This window comes from Acinetobacter sp. CAU_H_60, from assembly GCF_058599385.1.
This window is the reverse complement of record NZ_CM178653.1, coordinates 2028062-2048212: the sequence shown is the minus strand read 5'-3', so window position 1 is coordinate 2048212 and position 20151 is coordinate 2028062. Positions and strand designations below refer to the sequence as shown.

Genomic DNA, 20151 nt, shown 5'->3' with positions numbered 1-20151 from the left:
TTCTATGGCTTGAAGCATTCCTTTGCAAAATGCTACATGTTATGTTGAATGAAAAGACGTACTATAAAAATCGAATTCACTGAGTTTAAAGGGCCATGTCACAGATAGATGTTTTGATTCCAATCCAAGACATTGCAGTAGAGCAGAGCGAGATTCTAAGTATCAAGCGCAATGAACTTGTGCCTTTACTCAACGATCAATACAAGCTGAATCATTATGCTGACCCACTTATTCAGGCGCAGTCCGTACTATTAAATGGGGTAGATCCGCATCTGACCCAACAACTGAGCCAGACGATTGAACAGCTGATTCACATGCTGGCTCAATCAAAAAAATATCTGAAAAAACGTAAATTTAATGCCTTGCAGAAATGGCTGGGTATTGATCTGGACTATGGCTCAAGTCAGGTTGAATACTATAAAAAACTGGACTATTTACTGGATCAGGCAGATCACCTTAGCCGTAAGTTGCAAATTGAAATCCAGAAATCCCAATCGCGATTCCAGCAGCTGATCGGTTTACGTGAGCAAATGGCCAAGCATATTGTGGCAGCAGAAGAATTTTTATTTGAATATCCGCAGTTTGTCAGGAATCAGCATCCACTGGATAATTTTTCTGAGCGGCTGTCAAAAAAGGTGCATACCTTAAGAACCTTGCAAAGCAGTAATGACATTGCCATTACCCAGATGCAATTGTCCCAGCAACTGTCTTATAGCCTGCTGGATCGATTTAAAGAAGCGCAACAGGTGCTGATTCCGGCCTGGCAATATCATGTCAAACAAAGCCAGACGAAACACTCGACAAGTGATCTGGAAAAACTTGATAATAGCCGAGACAATCTGATTAAAACGTTAAAAAAGTCACTCGAGAAACCCTCGAATACATAACAATATAAGGTGAAACATGACCAAATCTGATGTAGTAAATTTACCTGTCGAAAGCTCAACTGAACTGACTGAACAGAAGTTCCAGCAAATGGATCTGAAAGAGCTGGGCTTGCAGCCTGCCGATTTTCAGGAGGTCTTGGCAGCACGTAAAGAACTGCAAAATATGAGTCATAATAGTGTGGCCGAATATGGCAAAAATATAGCCACCAAAACTTCAAGCTATACCGATGAATTGCTGAATCTGGTGCAGAACAAAGATTTGGATGCAACCGGTCAAAAGCTGAATCAGGTGGTGCAAGTGGCACAGCAACTGAATACCAGCAGTATCCTGAACAAGAAAAAGAGTTCAGGATTTCTTGGCAATATCATCAGCAAATTTAAGGGCGTGAAAGATAACTTTGACTCGCATTTCAATACCACCAAAGAACAGATTGATGTGCTGGTCAAGGAAATTGAAACTTCGCAATCCGGATTAAAAGCCCGCGTTGATACGCTGGATAAAATGTTCGATGGGGTGCAGGAAGAATACAAGCAGCTGGGTATTCATATTGCAGCTGGACGTTTACGTGAACAGGAATTGCAGCAGGAAATTGCTGCGCTCACAGCTTTGCCACAAGATCAGAGCACCACGCAAAAAATCTATGACCTCAATCATCTAGCCAATAATCTGGAAAAACGCATCAGTGATTTACAGGTACTGCAGCAATCTGCGATGCAGACTTTGCCAATGATCCGCATTATCCAGTCCAATAACCTGATGCTGGTCGATAAGTTCTATGCCATTAAAAATATTACGTTACCGGCATGGAAAAACCAGATCAGTCTGGCCATTTCACTGAATGAACAGAAGAACAGCGTACAGCTAGCCAATACCATTGATGATGCGACCAATGAGCTATTACGCCGTAATGCAGATTTATTGCATCAGAACTCAGTCGATACGGCAAAAGCCAACCAGCGTTCTGTTATTGATATTGAAACGCTTGAACATGTGCAAAATACCCTCATTAAAACTGTTAATGATGTGATTCAGATCCAGAAAGAAGGTGTACAGAAACGTACTGAAGCAACGGTACGTTTAAGAGCCTTGCAAGATAATCTGAATCATTTGGTGATTGAATCAAGTACCAGTGGATCTAAACCCAACTAAATCCAGTAGGGCCAAGATCTAAAAAAAGGAGTAGAGATTGCCGCCCTTAGATGAATATGCTGTAAATCCTCAGGAAATCAAGCAAGGGGTCGTCGCACTCAAAAAGCGTCAACGTAATTTGATGCTTTTGGGGCTGACCACCTCTACGGTCTGTATCGCATCTGTGATAGGCCTGTTCTTTCAGCAGGAACTGGTTTATGGCTTTTTTGGCCTGAGTACTCAGCTTCAGCAGCTGCATTTGCCAGTTAGTGTCGATGCTAATCTGGCCAGTATTGGGGATAGTCCGGATTATTTCTTTGCTCTGTTAAGCTGGTTTGGCTGGCTGATCCTGAAAATCTTTGCCTCTTTTATTGGTGCATTTTTTCTTGTTGGGCTGCTGAAGAAGTTTCGCTTCTTCTATGTTCGCTTTCAGTCTTTCATATTGAAGTTTGTAGGCTGGCTGATTTCCTTTATCGTGATCTGGTCAGGACTGACTTATTGGCAATATGACTTGAGAAATGACCGAGAAGATGCTTATCAGCAGGTGGTCTATTACGATAGTAATATCAATGATAGTGAAGTGGCACGTTATCTGGTTGATTCCGATATCCCTTCACCGGTGAAATCTTATTTACTCGCCCAAACTGCACTCTTGCATAAACCCGTCGATTTATCTGCAGCCCGACCTTATGTCGCACAAGTGGTTAAGGCAGAGCGGCAGGATAGCAAGTTTGAACAATACGGATTTAAACCGGAACAAATCTGGACGATGCAGCAACAGGTCTATGGTAAAAGCCTAACGCCTGTAGCACAAAGTGTAGATCGTCAAGCTCAGCAAGCAGAACAAGTCAGCAAGATTACCAATGTCATCATTATTGGCATTGCCATCTTATTTGCCTTGCTTAGCTTAATCATATATGCACTGGCCAATTCAATTAAGGGGCGTTCGCTACGTATTGAACAGCGAATCTTCTAAACTTAAAAATGCTCCGTTAAAAGGAGCATTTTTATTTTCCAATCTATATTCGGTTTCTTTGGGATAAAAGGCATAAATTCTAGCGATAATAAAAAATAAAATGAGGAGATGGTTTAGATCTATAAAAACGATCATTAAGATAAAAACAAACTGTTTTACCTATTTTTTTTATTCACTTAATATAGCTTCATCGAATAAATATTTACTCCCTTGGAGACGTTAGCAATGTTAGATCAAAATACTTCAGCTCAATTAAAAACACTACTTGAACGTTTGGAAGGCCCGATTGAATTAGTGGCAACTCTGGATGGCTCTGACAAATCAGCCAAAATCAAAGAACTGGTTGAGGAAATCGCTCAGCTTTCTGATTTAGTCACTGCCCGTTTTGATGGTACCAACAAACGTGCACCAAGCTTTGGTGTTGCAAAAGCCGGTGAACAGCCTCGTGTGTTCTTTGCAGGCTTGCCGATGGGCCATGAGTTTACTTCCTTGATTTTGGCATTGCTACAAACTTCAGGCTATGCACCCAAAGTTTCTGCTGAAGTTCTGGAATCGATTAAAGGCTTGGGCATTAAATCTGACTTTGATGTATTCGTATCACTGAGCTGTCATAACTGTCCGGATGTGGTGCAGGCATTGAACCTGATTGCCATTTATAACCCGGGTACAACAGCAACCATGATTGATGGTGCCTTCTTCCAGGACGAAGTGGAAGAACGCAAAATCATGGCCGTACCGATGGTCTTCCAGGACAATGAACATATCGGTCAGGGTCGTATGACTTTGGAAGAAATCATTGCCAAACTGGATACCAATGCCGCAGCCAAAGATGCTGAAAAACTGAATGCCAAAGATGCATTTGATGTGTTGGTGATCGGTGGTGGACCTGCTGGTAATACTGCAGCGATCTATGCAGCACGTAAAGGTATCAAAACTGGGATCGTGGCTGAACGCATGGGCGGTCAGGTGATGGATACCATGGACATCGAAAACTATACGTCAGTGCAAAAAACTCAAGGTCCGAAATTTGCCGCTGAAATGGAAGCACACGTGCGTGAATACGGTGTTGACATCATGAACCTGCAACGTGTCTCTGACATCAAAGGTGCAGATAGCACAGCCAATGGTCTGGTAGAAGTGACTTTAGAGAATGGTGCGAAACTTGAATCTAAAACAGTCATTCTGTCTACCGGTGCACGCTGGAGAGAGATGAATGTTCCAGGTGAAGCAGAATACAAAACTCGTGGGGTAGCGTACTGCCCACACTGTGATGGGCCATTGTTCAAAGGCAAACGTGTTGCGGTGATTGGTGGTGGTAACTCGGGTGTAGAAGCTGCGATTGACCTTGCGGGGATTGTTGAGCATGTAACGCTGGTTGAATTTGATACCAAACTGCGTGCGGATCAGGTATTGCAGGACAAACTGAACAGCTTGCCAAACACCACTGTAATCAAAAATGCGCTTTCTACCGAAGTCATCGGTGACGGTTCACAAGTTACAGCGTTGAAATACAAAGACCGTGCAACTGATGAAGAGCACACTGTTGAGTTAGCAGGGATCTTTGTTCAGATCGGTTTGTTGCCAAACACGGATTTCCTGAAAGGAACTGATGTTGAGCTAACCAACCGTGGTGAGATCGTGATTAACGAACGTAATGAAACCAATGTGAAAGGTGTGTTTGCTGCAGGTGACTGTACTACTGTGCCTTACAAACAGATCATCATCGCGACTGGTGAAGGTGCCAAAGCATCATTATCTGCCTTTGATTACATCATTCGCTCTGGTCAGTAAAAAAAAAGAGCACCTGGAATCCCCACATTCCAGGTGCTTCATCTCAAACACCTATTATTATTTTCGCTTTATAGGAACTCAGGACGCTAACACCCGGGTTCCTTTTTTTAGTTATTGTTAGATCAGCCAAAAGCGTCCCCAATCGCTTTTAGCTGTTCCTTTCCTCTGGACAATTTTTGTTTTCAACCCTTATTTTTATCTTTCCCCAAGGTTGTTCTTAGATGAAGTCATAAGACTTCATGCATCATTCAAGCTTTGAACAGATTTAAACCTTTAAATTTCTCCATTAACTGTTCTTTCGTTTCCCGATGCTCGGGATGCGGCACAATGCATTCAATCGGACAGACGGCAATACAGGTTTGATGATCATAGAAACCCACACACTCGGTACAACGAGTGACATCAATTTCATAGACCTTATCGCCCTCATAAATTGCTTCATTTGGGCATTCCGGTAAGCACATATCACAGTTGATACATTTATCGGTAATCAAGAGCGCCATTTTTTAACTCGCCTGATAAGCCAGTGAAGAGGCAGAAATATCCGCAGTCGATGTCGGCAGATTACGGATCAGCAGGGCATAAGTCATATCCACATCTGCTGGAACTGGAATTTCAACGATATGACCTGAACCTTTGGCATCTTCAATCAGATTGCCTTTACGGTCTTTGATCTCAGTTAAGGTAAAAGTGATGTTGCCTTTAGTGGTCATCAACTCTAGTGAATCACCGACGACAAAACGGTTTTTCACATCAATCTTGATATAGTCGCCATTACGCTCTAACACTTCCCCGCAGAACTGCTGATGATCGAAACTCGATGAACCATTTTCATAGTTTTGATATTCACTATGTACATGACGGCGTAGGAACCCTTCGGTATAGCCACGGTTTGCCAAGCCTTCCAGTTGAGTCATCAATGAAGGGTCGAATGGTTTACCAGCAAGCGCATCATCAATGGCTTTACGGTAAATCTGCGCAGTACGCGCACAATAGAAATAAGATTTGGTTCGACCTTCAATTTTTAGTGAATGTACGCCAATTTTAGTCAGACGTTCTACATGCTGCACTGCACGCAGGTCTTTGGAATTCATAAAATAGGTGCCGTGCTCGTCTTCTTCAGCAGCGAACATATTCTCGTCATTACGTTGCAATAACACGGGTTCATCAAACTGATGTTGTACTTGCATACGTGACTCATCAGCATCTTTTGAACAACAGCCAGAATTAATATTTTTAACCGGGATCACGTCACCAGTCACATCTTCCTTGGCATCCAGTACTTTGTATTCCCAGCGGCAGGCATTAGTGCAGGCACCCTGATTGGCATCTCGCTTGTTCATATAACCAGACAGCATGCAACGGCCAGAATAGGCCATGCACAGTGCGCCATGAACGAAGACTTCAATCTCCATATCTGGGACTTGCTGTTTGATTTCTTCAATTTCTTCGATGGATAACTCACGTGACAGGATTACGCGAGTGAGGCCCATGTTTTTCCAGAATTTCACCGTTGCCCAGTTCACTGCGTTGGCTTGAACTGAAAGATGAATATCCATATCCGGGAAGTGCTCACGCACCATCATGATCAAGCCAGGATCAGACATAATCAGTGCATCTGGCTGCATCGCCACAACTGGTTCAAGATCGCGAATAAAATGTTTCAGTTTGGAGTTATGCGGCTGAATATTCACAACCACATAGAATTTTTTTCCAAGCGCATGAGCTTCCTTGATACCAATCGCCAGATTGTCATGGTCAAATTCATTATTACGAACACGCAAGCTATAACGCGGCTGGCCGGCATAGACTGCATCTGCACCATAAGCAAAGGCATAACGCATGTTTTTTAGGGAGCCAGCAGGTGAGAGAAGTTCGGTAACGTGAGAAATGCTCATGATAAAATCGAAAGACATATAAAAAGTACGTCTTTATTCTAGTCATCTAAAATCAGGATTCAACCTAGTAAATAACTCGGAATTGGCATAATTCAACTCAATTTCAAGTTAAAAGATAAACAGTAAGCGATTTAAAATATCCATAAATATTTCAGCTATTTTCAATAGATTCCAGTGTTTTCAAAATCTGGCAATGATCAATCGTGGTTGGGGTATTACAGCTTTCGCGAAGCGCCATTAACTGCTGTTTAAATAACTGTAATTCTTTAATTTTATTTGAAATATCTATAAGGTGCTGATCAATCATCTGGTTAACTTCACAGCAATCCTGTTCTGGATTCTGCTCCAGCTGAATCAGGTATTCAATTTCTTTTAAAGACATGCCTAAAGCACGGCAGCGTTTGATAAAAATCAAGCGTTTTAAGGCATCTTCGCCATAATAACGATACTGGTTACTTGCTCGAAAATTCGGCTGAATCAAACCTCTTTTCTCATAAAATCGAATGGTATCAGTACTTAAATCAGTTTTCTTGGCTATATCAGAAATCAAATAATGTGACATAAATACCTCAGGCTTGACCTTGGAGTGACTCCATAGTTTCTAATGACTTTATCGCATTCAGGATAAAAAATCATCGGAGAATAATATGGCCTGTAGTTGTAGTCATGAACCCGCGCCGCACAACTCTAATAGCAAATTTAGAACAGCTTTATGGATTGCATTGTTGATTAACCTGACCTTATTTGGTGTAGAGCTGATCGGCGGTGCCTATGCACATTCATCGGCCTTATGGGCAGATGCGCTAGATTTCTTTGGAGATGCTGTGAATTATGGTATTTCTCTGGCGGTGATTGGTGCAAGTCTGTATTGGCGTGCAACAGTTGCTCTGATTAAAGGATTGACCATGGCAGTATTTGGTCTGGTCGTCATTGGTAAAGTGATTTATGCCTTTATGCAAGGTATTCCACCTGAAGCCATTACGATGGGGATCATCGGGATATTGGCCTTAATCGCAAACGTTGTCACAGCCATAATTTTATATACTTTCCGGGATGGGGATTCCAATATGAAATCGGTCTGGTTATGTAGCCGTAATGATGCCATTGGCAATGTGGCTGTCATTCTGGCAGCAGTGGGAGTGTTTGGCACTGGCAGTCTATGGCCAGATGTTATTGTTGCATTCATTATGGCAAGTCTAGGCTTAAGTGCTGGATATCATGTGGTGAAACAGGCTTTAGCTGAACGAGTATTGCAGCATGAGTCAGTCTGATTCTTAATATTAAATTTAATTATGAAAAAGCTGCTGATCAGGCAGCTTTTTTATTAGCCATAAGTCTAAAAAATAGATGAAAAATAAAGCTTTACAAATGCGATAAATTTAGGAAGAATCATGCGCGAAATTTAGAAAAGATTCATATAACTAAACAATTTAAATTTTTTAGTGTTTTTGAGGGGGAGCAATGAGCTTCATAAAACTATTTTCACTTTCAACTATTGTACTGATGACTGGCTGTAGTTCTATGGTCGTCACTTATGACGCATCTGGTCAGGTGATTGGATCATGTAAAGCTACACGTGGTCTGCTTTCAACTGCTAGTGCTCATTGTAATGGATCAGGCAATGCAATTGGCGTGAACTACAATACGGTGGATGCCAAGACAGGTTTATTGCCAGTACCACCAAGTCAAAATCAGATTCATTTAGCACCATAAATCTTAGAGGGGAATATTATGAAATTATCAGCACTTATTGCATTAGCAGCGACTATTGTACTAACTGGTTGTGCATCAACAGTGACTACATTTGACTCACATGGCCGTATGATCGGTTCATGCAAAGCAGAAAGCGGTTTTATTATCGGTGGTGGTGCAGGCTGTTCTGGTTCTGCAAACCAGGAAGGTGCAAATCGTTAATGTGATTTTGATTCACTTTATATAAAAAACCGAAGCCTAAGCTTCGGTTTTTTCTTTATCCATTAAAAAATTATTTTTGGTCGGGTAAAGCAAAGGCAATGATATAGTCGCCAACATCTTTAGAATGGCTTGCACCACCTGCAGAGATGACAACATACTGTTTGCCAGTTTTTGGAGATTTATAAATCAGCGGTGCAGCAACAGCAGCAACAGGAAGCTCAGCTTTCCACACTTCTTTACCAGTTTTTGAATCCAACGCACGTAGGTAATAATCCTGAGTACCTGCGAAGAACACCAGACCAGAAGCAGTTGAAGTAGGACCACCGAGTGTTGGCATACCTAAAGGAATTGGCATATGGGTTTTAACACCTAATGGACCCAATTCTTTCGCTGTACCCATTGGGACTTCCCAAACGACTTTTTTAGATTTCAAGTCGATGGCAGTCATGGTACCAAACGGTGGCTTGTTACAAGGCACACCCAGTTTAGACTGCATGATGTCAATTTTCACACCAGCATAAGGACCAGCCAATTGTGGACGTACTGTACCCATGAATCCTGGAACTTCGTCAGTTGAGATATGGTATTTGCTCATATCTTCTTTACGAACAAGAGACATACGAAGTGGCATACGCATATCGTTGACGTACATCATACCAGTCGATTCATCAATGGAGATACCGCCCCAGTTGAAGCCACCGAGCAGGCTAGGCCATTCGATATATGGTTTTTCACCAGGTGCAGTATATAAACCGTTGTAGACAGAGTCTTTAAAGTCGATACGACATGCCAGCTGGTCAAAGGTTGAGATGCCCCACATATCCTGCTCAGTCAATGTCGCATTACCAATTTGTGGCATGCCAACAGAGAATGGTTGGGTAGGAGACAATTTTTCGCCTTCAGCACCATTGGTGTCGACTGGACGTTCTTCAACTTTAGTGATCGGTTTACCAGTACGGCGGTCAAGAACGAAGATTTGACCCATTTTGGTGGTTTGAATCAACGCAGGCACTTTTTTGCCATGATCATCAGTCATGTCATAAAGCACAGGTTGTGACGGCAAGTCATAATCCCAGACATCATGGTGAACAGTTTGATAAGACCAAACAGTTTTACCAGTTAAGGCATTTACCGCAACAATGGCAGAACCAAATTTTTCTTTGGCTGCGTCACGGTCACCACCCCAGTAGTCAGGAGGGCCATTACCTGTAGGCAAGTAAACCAGATTCAGGTCTTTGTCATAAGTAGGAATAGTCCACATGTTTGGTGTTTCTAAAGTAAAGCCTTTGCCATCTTTAGGTTCACCAACCAGTTCAGGATTACCGACATCCCAAGCCCAAGCCAATTTACCAGTACGTACATCATAGGCACGTACAACACCAGAAGGTTCGCCATGTACGATATCACGTACCCAGCCACCTAATACAGCGACATGCCCTGCAATGAGTGGAGTAGATGTTGGGTGGTAACGTTTACTTTGTTCAGTAGGACCCATGTCATGCAGAACATCGACCTGACCATTCACACCAAATTCTGGACATAAAGCACCAGTTTTGGCATTTAAGGCAATTAAACGACCATCAACAGTAGAAGTCAGGATACGTTGTGGACAAGCTTTAATACCCGGTGCTTGTAGGTCTGCTGCAGTTAAAGATTTGTCTGTAGTTGCATCATAGTAACCGACACCACGGCAGGTAATATGCTCTGCAGTTTTCGCATGGGGATCATATTTCCAAAGTGCTTTACCGCTGTCACCATCAATCGCTGAAATGATGTTAGTCGGTGTACAAGAGTACAATGTGCTGCCAATTTGGATCGGTGTATTTTCATCGACACCGGCAGAGGTATCACGACCAGTGTGATAAGTCCAAGCGACTTTCAGATCTTTGACATTTTCAGGGGTAATGTCAGTGTACGGCGCAAAGCGGGTACCGTTACCATTACGACCGAAATATTCCCAGTTGTCCGGGTTTTCTGCATTCGGTTTAGCCAGAGCAGGGTCTTGTACGATATCAACAGGATTGAGGATTTTGCCGTGCGGGAAGAAAGCAGCAATCAGGGCTGCGACACAGGCAAAGAAACCGGCAAAGCCAACAAGATTGGCAGCTTTGATTTTTGCAGCATTGAGTGCTGGCAGGCTTTTGCTTGCCCACATGCTGAGGACAAACAGAATAGTTGGAACCACCAGACGTGGAATATATTGCCAGAAGCTCAAACCTTGAACTTCAGCAATTGCCCAAAGGATGGTTGCAATAAAAGTAATAATAGAAAGCCAGAAACCAAGGGCTTTTTTCATCGCATAGAAAATGGCGATTGCAACATAGGCAATCCCTGCAATGAGATAATAACTTGTACCACCGAGGCTGAGTAATTTAGCGCCTTGAATGATCAAGTACAGCGCAACAAGTAAAGTCAGTACGACTACAAAATATCGATAGACTTTAGACCCTGTACGCTCGATAGAGGAGGGTTGTTCAGTGCTCATACCTTGCCTATAAAAAACGGCTTGGTTGCATAAACGGTGAAACAGGAGAATGGGATCAAAACAGATCGAATTTAAAGTTTACAGAGTTTATGTAACTAAGTCTTTAGCGAGGATAAATCCTCAGGAGAAATCAATTACAGTTACATATTCTAACATTTAAGAAGGAATTTTTGACTAAAAAATATAATGTGAGTATTGATATTTATCATTTATTTTATTGTTTTAAACAATTGTGTTTTTCTAAGTGTCCTAATTATAAGAAATTTTAAGTCAAGAATAGCTTGGGTTAATTCTTTCAGATTAAGACTTACTAGATATAAAAAACGCATGCTTTAAGCATGCGTTTTGAATTGCAAAAGGTTTTTGCAGTTTATTTTTCAACGAATGCACGTTCAATTACGTAATCGCCCAGAACCCCCATACGTGGAGATTCTTTCAGACCATGTTGATCCAGAAGCGCAGCAACGTCGTCCAGGAATGCAGGAGAACCACAAAGCATTGCACGGTCAGTTTCAGGGTTGAAACGTGGCAGACCGATTTTCTCGAATAATTGACCAGATTCAATCGCAGTGGTTACACGACCTTGAGTATGGAACTCTTCACGAGTAACAGTTGGGTAATACACTAATTTTTCTTTAGCGCCCAATTCACCGAAGAATTCATGGTTTGGAATTTCATTCAAAATCAAATCTTGATAAGCCAGTTCTGAAATGAAACGTGTACCGTGAACGACGATGATTTTTTCGAAACGTTCATAAGTTTCTGGATCACGAATCACAGAAAGGAATGGTGCAAGGCCAGTACCCGAAGAAAGCAGGTACAGGTTTTTACCTGGGTTTAAATCATCAAGAACCAGCGTACCTGTAGGTTTTTTAGAAACCAGGATTTCGTCGCCAACTTTAACTTTTTGTAGAATAGAAGTAAGAGGACCATCTGGCACTTTAATAGAGAAAAACTCTAGCTCTTCTTCATAGTTTGCACTTGCGATTGAATACGCACGCATTAAAGGCTTGCCATTGACCTCAAGGCCGATCATCACAAACTGACCGTTTTTAAAACGTAATGCAGTGTCACGAGTCGTTTTAAAAGAGAATAAAGTGTCATTCCAATGGTGGACGTGAGTAATCTTTTCGACGTTAAAAGCAGCCATTAAAGGTCTCAATAAGTTATCAAATTAGAACAGGTTGCTATTCTAATCTAAATTCATTCTCTATAAACTGAATATATTTAATTGAGCTTATCAAAAAAAGTGATTATGACCGAACTCACTCTGCCGATTATTGGCTATATGCATTCTCCCTATAAAGAAAAGTTTGGCATCCCGCGTCAGCCTAATTTGGTACAGGTTGAAAGCTATATTGAAATGACCGGTCCATATAATGATTTACTCGCATTTGAAGGCATCGAAGAGTTTAGTCATCTCTGGTTAGTCTGGCAGTTTCATGATAATAAAAATCAGCAGAGCCAGCAATTTCGTCCGCAGGTTCGTCCACCCCGTTTAGGCGGAAACCAGAAAATCGGGGTGTTTGCGACACGTAGTATGTACCGTCCTGCACCCATTGGTTTATCAGTCGTGAAATTAAATCGTGTCGAAAAAGTCGGTAAAAATGTCCGGGTTTATGTCACAGGAAGTGACCTGTTAGATGGAACGCCGATTATAGACATTAAACCCTATATTCAGTATTCAGATGCCGTGATTGAGGCACAAAGTGGTTATGCACAGGATGAGCCACAACGTAAATCGGTAATTTGGACAGAAGAGGCGGAGCAGCAAAAACAGCAGTTCATGAGTAAGGGAAAAGTTTCTCCACAAATACTGCAAGAACTCGAAAAAGTTCTCTCTTTGGATCCGAGACCTGCTTATCAGGATGATGAGGAACGGGTTTATGGAATGAAGTTTGCGGATTTAGATGTGAGGTTTTTGGTAAGAGAGTTATCTGTTTATATATCAGAAATAGAATATACTGAATTGTGATTGAAGAAACTAAGATAAGCGTATCTTATATACGCTTATCTCTAGTCATATTTTTACTTCAATTTACGATATTTATCAATTTCTTGACTAGCAGTAGAGTTGAAAACAGTACATTCTTTTTGTAAAGATTGAATATATAACTCTTGTTCTAAAATATCCTCTGCATCTGTAAGGTTGTCAGACTTAAGTTCTTTTAAAATTTGTCTTTCAATTTCAATTTCTTTATTTAAAGAGTAATAGGTACCTGATTTATTGTATTCACCCATTCGATATTTATTATCAATTTGCACAAGGGCACTAACATATTCATTTGGGTAAATTGAATTCGAGATGAAAGCGTTATATCCACCTAAGTTTATAGTTTTATATCCGTCAGAGAATATGTCTGGGAAACTATCAAAAGTATCGTATGGATTTTGATACATCATAATGAAGTCTTTGCTCGAAGATAAACTTAATCCTCTTAAGCATTTTGAGCCACTTGGAAATGTCTTGCCTTTAAGTTTTGAAAGATAGAGTTGTCCGAAATCCCCATAATTATTTAGCTTGGGTTCGGAAGAGACTAGATACAGATGAGTGTCTATGTATTCAATCAATGGTTTACCAGATAGATCGACTAACTCATATTTTTCAGTTAATTGAAGGCCTGTATGTCCAATTTTAGAGGATGGAATATAAGTTTTCTCAGTCACCGAGTTTTTTAGAAGTGATCCAATTTTATAGCCTAATTCAGGATCTTTATTTAACTCTAATTCGTACAGACCTTCATTGGTTAAGTAATCACCAAAAATATACAGTTCATTTATATCAAGATTTTCCATATCTTTTAGGTTGCTTAAATAGTCTACACGGACATACTGCGTATCTCCTTTACTCGTAAAAGTGAGTTTGTCGAATAAATAATCGGAGCCAGTAAAATATGAAGGAGAATAGGCAGACCATTCGGAATCATTTGTTGTAGTATTTCCAGTTCCAGTTCCAGTTCCAGTTCCAGTTCCAGTTCCAGTTCCAGTTCCAGTTCCAGGGTTTGAATCAGAAGAAGAGGAGCCCCCACCACAAGCACTTAGCATGAATGCACTAAAAACTGCGAGTGATAAATTCTTAAATTTCATAAAAATCCCTATAAAAAATCGTAGTAATAAAATTGTTTTTTAAAATAAAGCAGACTAATTATAGCGAATAAATATCAAAATTAAATTTGCAAAATATATAAAAATTAACTATTTAAATATACTTAACAATCAAAATGTCATCCACCACAAAATACCAATCAACACCGCCATATGTAAAATCTGTATCGGTGCAAAATACAACGCGAATTTAAAACCACCTGTTAAGGCTGCATTGACCGATTTAGCCAAAGCATGTGCGCCTAAACCTAAGAGTAAGGCATAGATCAAACGGGTATTGGAGGGATCTCCTTGAATGACCACACTGGCCATTGCGGCATGAATTTCAAATAAGGACGCAAATAAAGTACCCGCCAGAAGACCAGCATTGCCCAGTAATATTTCCAATCCATAAACGCCAGCCTGAATCAGGGTTAATGCGGCAGCGATAATCACAGCTTCCTTGAGACTAAACATTTTACTGTCAGAAGATTCCGGAGACTCCTGATTTTTGGCTGGTTCGGCTTTATGTAATAATATAAATGCACATGCAGCCAGAATAACCATAGCGACCAACGACGGTAGAAGAAGAATTTTTAGCCAGTCCCAGGAAACGCCTCCGACTACAATGAATAATAGAACTAGTGTCGAAATACAGGACATTAGGGCAGCACCGGCATTGGATTTTGCATCCATTTCACCTTTACGGACCTGTATACCTAATTGAGCAATAGTTGCGGTACTGGAAACAAAACCTGAAGCAATTGAAGACAGCATCAAAGCATTTTTAGTCGAGAAGAAACGTTTAGCGATATGTGCCAAAGCTTGAACTACCAGTATTAGAGTTACTAATTTTAAAATCAGATAAGGGTTCAGCACTTCACCCCATAAAGGCTGGTCAGGGGTTAGCGGTAAACCAATCAGAATTAAGGCTAATAATAGTAATCCATCCCTAAATTCAGCCTCAGTAATCCACTGTCCGGCAATATTATGCATAGAGTGTTTGGCCATTAAAATTATCGTGATCAGAACTGCTAGCCCTGCAGCCAGAGGAATATTCCATAAACAAATCGCCCCTATGAAATAGGTCATGATAAAGGCCAATTCAGTGGTAATTCCCGGATCTTCTATCTGGTTTCGGATAGAAAAAATGACGATGCCGCCAATAATGAGTGCACCGGCCAGACCCATTGCCATTCCTAATAAAAAGCACAATGCGCCTAATAAAGCACAGATCGCAAAAGAGCGTAGCCCGGCAAAACTGGCCTGTTCTTCACGCTGTTTGTGCCGTTCACGTTCCAGTCCGATTAGCAAACCACATCCTAAGGCAGCAGTCAGTATAGTAAGCAACTCATGAAAGGAACTACTTTCACTTAAGGGAACCACGCTTAAATCCATACCTGGCCTCAGCGATTGAATAAAATATCCTGATTGAAATATAGGCGAAAAATTGATACATCGACAAGCAGAAAAAGGTTATGAACTCAAACCCAAGTGATGTGCTTAATGTTCATGAAAGATAAACCCGCTTTCTAGTTTGAGAAGTCGCGATGGAATGCGAAAAACAGGAAAAACTTGTTATAGTGGAGGCAGTTTTGGGGACCATCAATCATGAAATTTGATTTTGAAATTGATACAGGCTGGTGTTTGGATCAGCTTTTAAAAGACGGAAAAATAACTGAACGTGACCGGATGCGAGTTCAGACCACACATCGTCAGCGTGAACAAATAAAATGGCATCCCTTGCAATGGATCGCGCACTTTAGTCTGGTTGATCAGTCCCATCCTCAAAGTACTTTGACACTCAACCGTTTATGTCAGTGGCTGGCAGAAAAAACTGGTTTAATGTTCTATATCATCGATCTGCTCAAAGCTGATGTGCAGGCCTTGACCAATGTGATGTCACAGGAATATGCACTGCGTAACCGTATTCTGGCAGTAGAAATTCAACCAGATAAAGTTCTGATCGCCACAGATCAGCCTTATAAAACTGAATGGGTCTCAAACCTCGAACAGAATATTGCACCGAAAAAAATTGAACGGGTATTGCTCAATCCGGAACAGCTCCAGCGTTATATTGTTGAGTATTATCAGGTCAGTCGTGCAGTCAGTGGCTCGCAAAAATCATCTGCTTATGACCGGGAAAATAAAGGTGTAGAAGCCTTGCTGCAACTGGGTGATTCCCAGAATCCGGATGCCAATGACCAGCATATCGTGAAATTGGTAGACTGGGTGCTGCAATTTGCCTTTGAGCAGGGTGCCAGTGATATTCATATGGAACCGCGCAAAGACACCGGCAAGATCCGTTTTCGGATTGATGGAGTATTGCATACCATCTATAATATGCCAGCCAATACCTTGACCGCAGTTATTTCCCGAATCAAGATTCTGGGCCGGATGAATGTGGCAGAAAAACGTAAACCACAGGATGGTCGTTTAAAAACTCGGACTCCAAAAGGGCAGGAAACAGAACTGCGTTTATCGACCTTACCCACCGCATTTGGTGAAAAGCTGGTAATGCGTATTTTTGATCCGGAGGTTCTAGTCAGAAGTTTTCAGCAGCTCGGTTTCGAAGGACATTTACTCAATGACTGGAATAATCTGACCAGCCATAGTCACGGTATTATTTTGGTCACCGGACCGACCGGCTCAGGTAAAACCACCACACTGTATTCCACTTTAAAGCAGCTTGCGACTGAGCAGGTGAACGTCTGTACGATTGAAGATCCGATTGAGATGCTGGAACCAAGCTTTAACCAGATGCAGGTCAATAACGGGATTGAGCTGGGCTTTGCAGATGGTGTGCGTGCACTGATGCGTCAGGATCCGGATATTATTATGGTGGGTGAGATTCGTGACCAAGATACGGCCAATATGGCGATTCAGGCTGCATTAACCGGTCACTTGGTGCTTTCTACCTTGCATACCAATGATGCGCCGTCGAGTCTGACCCGTTTGCATGATCTGGGTGTACAGCCATTTTTAACAGCAGCCACCATCTTGGGGGTTTTGGCTCAGCGTCTGGTGCGTAAGCTATGTCCGCATTGCAAGCAAGAGAGTTTCCTGGATGAGCAGGAATGGCAGCATCTGGCAGTGGACTATCCTTTACCACGTCCGGAATTTGTCTTTAAAGCAGTTGGCTGTGAAGAATGTCGTCATACCGGTTATAAAGGCCGAATCGGGATTTATGAGTTTATGCCGCTTAGCCTGACCACCAAGCAATTAATCGGAGCGGATGCTAACCTGAATCAGTTACGTCAGCAGGCAAAAAAAGAAGGGGTAGAACCTTTACGGATTGCCGGTGCTCGCAAGATTCTGGAAGGGGTCACCACGCTTGAAGAAGTCTTGAGAGTTGTGCCATTAAATTAATTCTGAAGATGAAGCAATCTTAAGATTCAATTCATCTTCGGCTGTTTTAATAGCATCATCGAAACAGGGCAAGACTTTAAAAAGAGGTAACTGCAATGAAAATGATGATGAATACTGTTTTAGCAGCTGCATTAATGGGTTCAATTGGGACTGTCGCAGTTGCGAGTAGTGAAACTGCGGTGAATCAGGCTGCATTTGCTAAAACGACTACAGTTAAGCAAGCGTTGACCATGAAAGATGACAGCAAGGTTCAGCTGAAAGGGTATGTAGTAAAAGCTGTCGGTGATGAAAAATACCAGTTCCGTGACAATACTGGCACCATCACTGTCGAAATTGATGATGAACTTTGGCAAGGTAAACCAGTATCAGCTAAAACACCTGTGGTAATCATTGGTGAAGTGGACATTGACTATAAACCTGCGAAACGTGTTGAAATTGATGTCGACCAAGTTCAGTTCTAATTTCAGCAGGATTTCCTGAACTGAATCTGAAGACAGCAACAAAAAACCACATGCAAGTTACCAAAAAGCATGTGGTTTTTTTGAGTCTGGAACTTTTTCAAGGCAAGATAGAAAGATAAAATAAGCGGAGCATAGCATGCGTATTCTTTTGGCAGAGGATGATGAATCTCAGGCGGAAAGTATTCAAACCTGGCTGGAAATGGACGGGTATGTAATTGATCGGGTCGATCGAGGGGATCATGCCATTCTGGCGATTCAACAGCATCAGTATGACTGTATTTTGCTGGATCGTGGCCTGCCGAATGCAACTGGAGATGACATTCTTAAAAGCTTGCGCAATAAACAGAAAGATACGCCCGTTATATTTATCACCGCCAAGGACAGTGTTCATGATCGGGTTGCAGGACTCGATCTGGGGGCCAATGATTATCTGGTAAAACCCTTTAGTCTGGAAGAACTTTCCGCTCGCGTGCGTGCCCAGCTCAGACAAAAACAGCAAATGCCAAATCATATCCTGCAATGGCAGGATCTTAGTCTGGACACCCAAGCCAAGACTGTAATGAAGGCGGGGCAGAGCATTAATCTGACTGCAAAAGAATTCCAGATTTTATATAAGCTGATGCAAAAACCAGAACATATCATTACCCGGGAGCAGCTGGAGGAATCACTCTATGCCTGGGGAGATGAAATCGAAAGCAATGCGATTGAAGTCTTTATTTATCAGCTACGTAAAAAAATTGGCAGTCAGATGATTAAAACCATTCGTGGCTTGGGCTACCGGATGCATAAACCCGAGGCCTCCATATGAAGGCACCCATTTCCCTGCAAAGCCGGCTGATTCAACATGCCATGTTCAGTTCCATACTGGCAGGATTTCTGGCGTGGCTGCTGTTATTGGGAATTTCCAGCTATCAGGCGATTGATCTGCATGATGACCTGATGGAGGAAATTTCAGAGTTACTTTTAGGAGATGTGAACCAGGCCAAAAATACGCAGGTTGATGAAATCAGTGAGCAGTTTGATATTCAATATGCCTTATTGCTGAATCAGCGGGTACTGACCACTTCAATTGATGATGAACTGATTAATGAGATACCACTTGCACAAAAAAACGGGTTTCACTTTGATTATGAAAAAGGTCATTTTATTCGAATTCTGATTGCTGAAGATCAAGATTTGAAAGTGAAAGTGGTACAACCGCTTTCGGTACGCTTTGATGAGCTTTGGCAAACGACTTTAGGTTTCGCCGGGATTTTATTTATCCTATGGATATTACAGTGGCTGATTTTACGTTTTGCCATTAAGCGGCAATTAAGACCTTTAAATAAAATTTCCCGAGAAATCGGTTCTAAATCTGCACAGGATCTCACTCCGGTTCAAAGTCCTGATCCTGAGATTACTGAATTGCAACCGATTATCCGTCAGCTGAATGCCATGTTGAGCAGGCTGGAAAAGTCATTGGCTGCCGAGCAACGTTTTACTGCCGATGCTTCACATGAGTTGCGTTCCCCATTGTCTGCCATTCAAATGCGTTTACAGGTGCTGAAACGTAAATATCAGGAAGATGCCCAACTTAGGCAAGCGTTACAAATGATCCAGAATGACGTCAACCGCGGAACGCAGATTCTGGAAAACTTATTGCTATTGGCTCGGCTTGATCCAGAACATGCAGAGCAGCTGCCCAAACAACAAGTTAATCTTAAAGTTCTGATTCAGGATGTTTTACAAGCTTTACAACCTTTTGCTCCGGAAAAAGAGATCCACTGGAACCTAAAACTTGAAGATGCAGTGATTGAAGCAAATGCAGAGCTGATTTTTAGCTGTATCCGCAATCTGGTTGATAATGCCATTCGTTATACGCCTATGCAGGGACAGGTCGAAATCAGGACGATAGTTGAAAGCCAGAATATGCAACTCGTGATTGAAAATTCGGGAGAGGGGATTCAGGCCGACGTATTGCAACGTTTAGGCGAGCGTTTTTACCGGGCCTTGGGGACACGAACACAAGGTTCAGGTTTAGGGCTGTCGATTTGTCAAAAGATTATGCAGTTACATACGGCCAAGATTGATTATGCGCCGTCAGGTTTGGGTGGACTTAAAGTTTCATTAATTTTTCAATCTAAATAATATAGTCATTGGATCTAGCAATTAAAAAAG

Annotated in this window: 19 protein-coding genes; 12 read left to right on the top strand and 7 right to left on the bottom strand. The window is 41.8% G+C overall.

Features of this window, described 5'->3' with window-relative positions; genetic code table 11:
* Nucleotides 1-95 precede the first annotated feature (95 nt).
* The 4 genes from AC4MBN_RS09530 (at nt 96) to ahpF (ending at nt 4783) form a co-directional block, all read left to right on the top strand.
* Nucleotides 96-887 (top strand): tellurium resistance protein, encoded by a 792-nt coding sequence (locus tag AC4MBN_RS09530; RefSeq protein ID WP_491880169.1) that lies wholly within the window; start codon nt 96-98, stop codon nt 885-887.
* Nucleotides 888-903: 16 nt separating this feature from the next.
* A complete protein-coding gene (locus AC4MBN_RS09525; RefSeq protein ID WP_005236518.1) occupies nt 904-2037 on the top strand; it encodes a toxic anion resistance protein in 1134 nt (377 codons plus the stop codon).
* A gap of 37 nt (nt 2038-2074) precedes the next feature.
* Nucleotides 2075-2992, top strand: a complete 918-nt coding sequence (locus AC4MBN_RS09520) for a hypothetical protein (RefSeq protein ID WP_491880168.1) — start codon at nt 2075-2077, stop codon at nt 2990-2992.
* Between the two features lie 225 nt (nt 2993-3217).
* A complete protein-coding gene (ahpF, locus tag AC4MBN_RS09515; RefSeq protein WP_180131193.1) occupies nt 3218-4783 on the top strand; it encodes an alkyl hydroperoxide reductase subunit F in 1566 nt (521 codons plus the stop codon).
* 248 nt (nt 4784-5031) lie between these two features.
* On the opposite strand, the gene AC4MBN_RS09510 is transcribed toward ahpF, so the two are convergent.
* The 3 genes from AC4MBN_RS09510 to AC4MBN_RS09500 all read right to left on the bottom strand — a co-directional run bounded on the left by AC4MBN_RS09510 (nt 5032) and on the right by AC4MBN_RS09500 (nt 7243).
* Nucleotides 5032-5286 (bottom strand): YfhL family 4Fe-4S dicluster ferredoxin, encoded by a 255-nt coding sequence (locus AC4MBN_RS09510; protein ID WP_419374667.1) that lies wholly within the window; start codon nt 5284-5286, stop codon nt 5032-5034.
* Nucleotides 5287-5289: 3 nt separating this feature from the next.
* A complete protein-coding gene (gene trhP, locus AC4MBN_RS09505; protein ID WP_491880167.1) occupies nt 5290-6699 on the bottom strand; it encodes a prephenate-dependent tRNA uridine(34) hydroxylase TrhP in 1410 nt (469 codons plus the stop codon).
* A 133-nt stretch (nt 6700-6832) separates the two neighbouring features.
* Entirely contained in the window at nt 6833-7243 is a 411-nt protein-coding gene (locus tag AC4MBN_RS09500; protein WP_312332070.1) for a Cd(II)/Pb(II)-responsive transcriptional regulator, read from the bottom strand.
* Between the two features lie 85 nt (nt 7244-7328).
* On the opposite strand from AC4MBN_RS09500, the gene AC4MBN_RS09495 reads away from it, so the two are divergent.
* The 3 genes from AC4MBN_RS09495 (at nt 7329) to AC4MBN_RS09485 (ending at nt 8595) form a co-directional block, all read left to right on the top strand.
* Entirely contained in the window at nt 7329-7952 is a 624-nt protein-coding gene (locus AC4MBN_RS09495) for a cation efflux transmembrane domain-containing protein (RefSeq protein WP_491880166.1), read from the top strand.
* Nucleotides 7953-8142: 190 nt separating this feature from the next.
* Nucleotides 8143-8394 carry a hypothetical protein gene (locus tag AC4MBN_RS09490; RefSeq protein WP_180002853.1) on the top strand — a complete coding sequence of 84 codons (252 nt, stop codon included), beginning with the start codon at nt 8143-8145 and terminating at the stop codon, nt 8392-8394.
* A gap of 18 nt (nt 8395-8412) precedes the next feature.
* Nucleotides 8413-8595: a YgdI/YgdR family lipoprotein gene (locus tag AC4MBN_RS09485; protein WP_180105119.1), complete on the top strand. Its 183-nt coding sequence runs from the start codon at nt 8413-8415 to the stop codon at nt 8593-8595.
* 70 nt (nt 8596-8665) lie between these two features.
* On the opposite strand, the gene AC4MBN_RS09480 is transcribed toward AC4MBN_RS09485, so the two are convergent.
* Together AC4MBN_RS09480 and AC4MBN_RS09475 are read right to left on the bottom strand one after the other, a co-directional pair.
* Nucleotides 8666-11080 (bottom strand): membrane-bound PQQ-dependent dehydrogenase, glucose/quinate/shikimate family, encoded by a 2415-nt coding sequence (locus AC4MBN_RS09480; RefSeq protein WP_491880165.1) that lies wholly within the window; start codon nt 11078-11080, stop codon nt 8666-8668.
* A gap of 370 nt (nt 11081-11450) precedes the next feature.
* Nucleotides 11451-12230: a ferredoxin--NADP reductase gene (locus tag AC4MBN_RS09475; RefSeq protein ID WP_005236496.1), complete on the bottom strand. Its 780-nt coding sequence runs from the start codon at nt 12228-12230 to the stop codon at nt 11451-11453.
* Nucleotides 12231-12335: 105 nt separating this feature from the next.
* Between AC4MBN_RS09475 and tsaA the strand changes: the two genes are divergently transcribed.
* A complete protein-coding gene (gene tsaA / locus AC4MBN_RS09470; protein WP_180033815.1) occupies nt 12336-13055 on the top strand; it encodes a tRNA (N6-threonylcarbamoyladenosine(37)-N6)-methyltransferase TrmO in 720 nt (239 codons plus the stop codon).
* 53 nt (nt 13056-13108) lie between these two features.
* Here the strand turns inward: tsaA and AC4MBN_RS09465 are convergent, their stop codons facing one another.
* Together AC4MBN_RS09465 and AC4MBN_RS09460 are read right to left on the bottom strand one after the other, a co-directional pair.
* The gene (locus tag AC4MBN_RS09465; RefSeq protein WP_491880164.1) at nt 13109-14167 is read right to left on the bottom strand and encodes a hypothetical protein; all 1059 of its coding nucleotides are present in this window, start codon (nt 14165-14167) and stop codon (nt 13109-13111) included.
* A 129-nt stretch (nt 14168-14296) separates the two neighbouring features.
* A complete protein-coding gene (locus AC4MBN_RS09460) occupies nt 14297-15562 on the bottom strand; it encodes an MgtC/SapB family protein (RefSeq protein ID WP_491880163.1) in 1266 nt (421 codons plus the stop codon).
* A 213-nt stretch (nt 15563-15775) separates the two neighbouring features.
* Here AC4MBN_RS09460 and tfpB point away from each other — a divergent pair, with 213 nt between their 5' ends.
* The 4 genes from tfpB to AC4MBN_RS09440 all read left to right on the top strand — a co-directional run bounded on the left by tfpB (nt 15776) and on the right by AC4MBN_RS09440 (nt 20121).
* Complete coding sequence (gene tfpB, locus AC4MBN_RS09455) at nt 15776-17533, top strand: type IV pilus assembly ATPase TfpB (RefSeq protein WP_491880162.1); 1758 nt, start codon at nt 15776-15778, stop codon at nt 17531-17533.
* Between the two features lie 95 nt (nt 17534-17628).
* Nucleotides 17629-17994 (top strand): NirD/YgiW/YdeI family stress tolerance protein, encoded by a 366-nt coding sequence (locus AC4MBN_RS09450; RefSeq protein WP_034170733.1) that lies wholly within the window; start codon nt 17629-17631, stop codon nt 17992-17994.
* Between the two features lie 136 nt (nt 17995-18130).
* A complete protein-coding gene (locus AC4MBN_RS09445; protein ID WP_419365499.1) occupies nt 18131-18802 on the top strand; it encodes a response regulator transcription factor in 672 nt (223 codons plus the stop codon).
* Nucleotides 18799-20121 carry a sensor histidine kinase gene (locus AC4MBN_RS09440; protein WP_491880161.1) on the top strand — a complete coding sequence of 441 codons (1323 nt, stop codon included), beginning with the start codon at nt 18799-18801 and terminating at the stop codon, nt 20119-20121. The genes AC4MBN_RS09445 and AC4MBN_RS09440 overlap by 4 nt, the downstream gene beginning before the upstream one ends.
* The last annotated feature ends 30 nt before the right edge of the window (nt 20122-20151 follow it).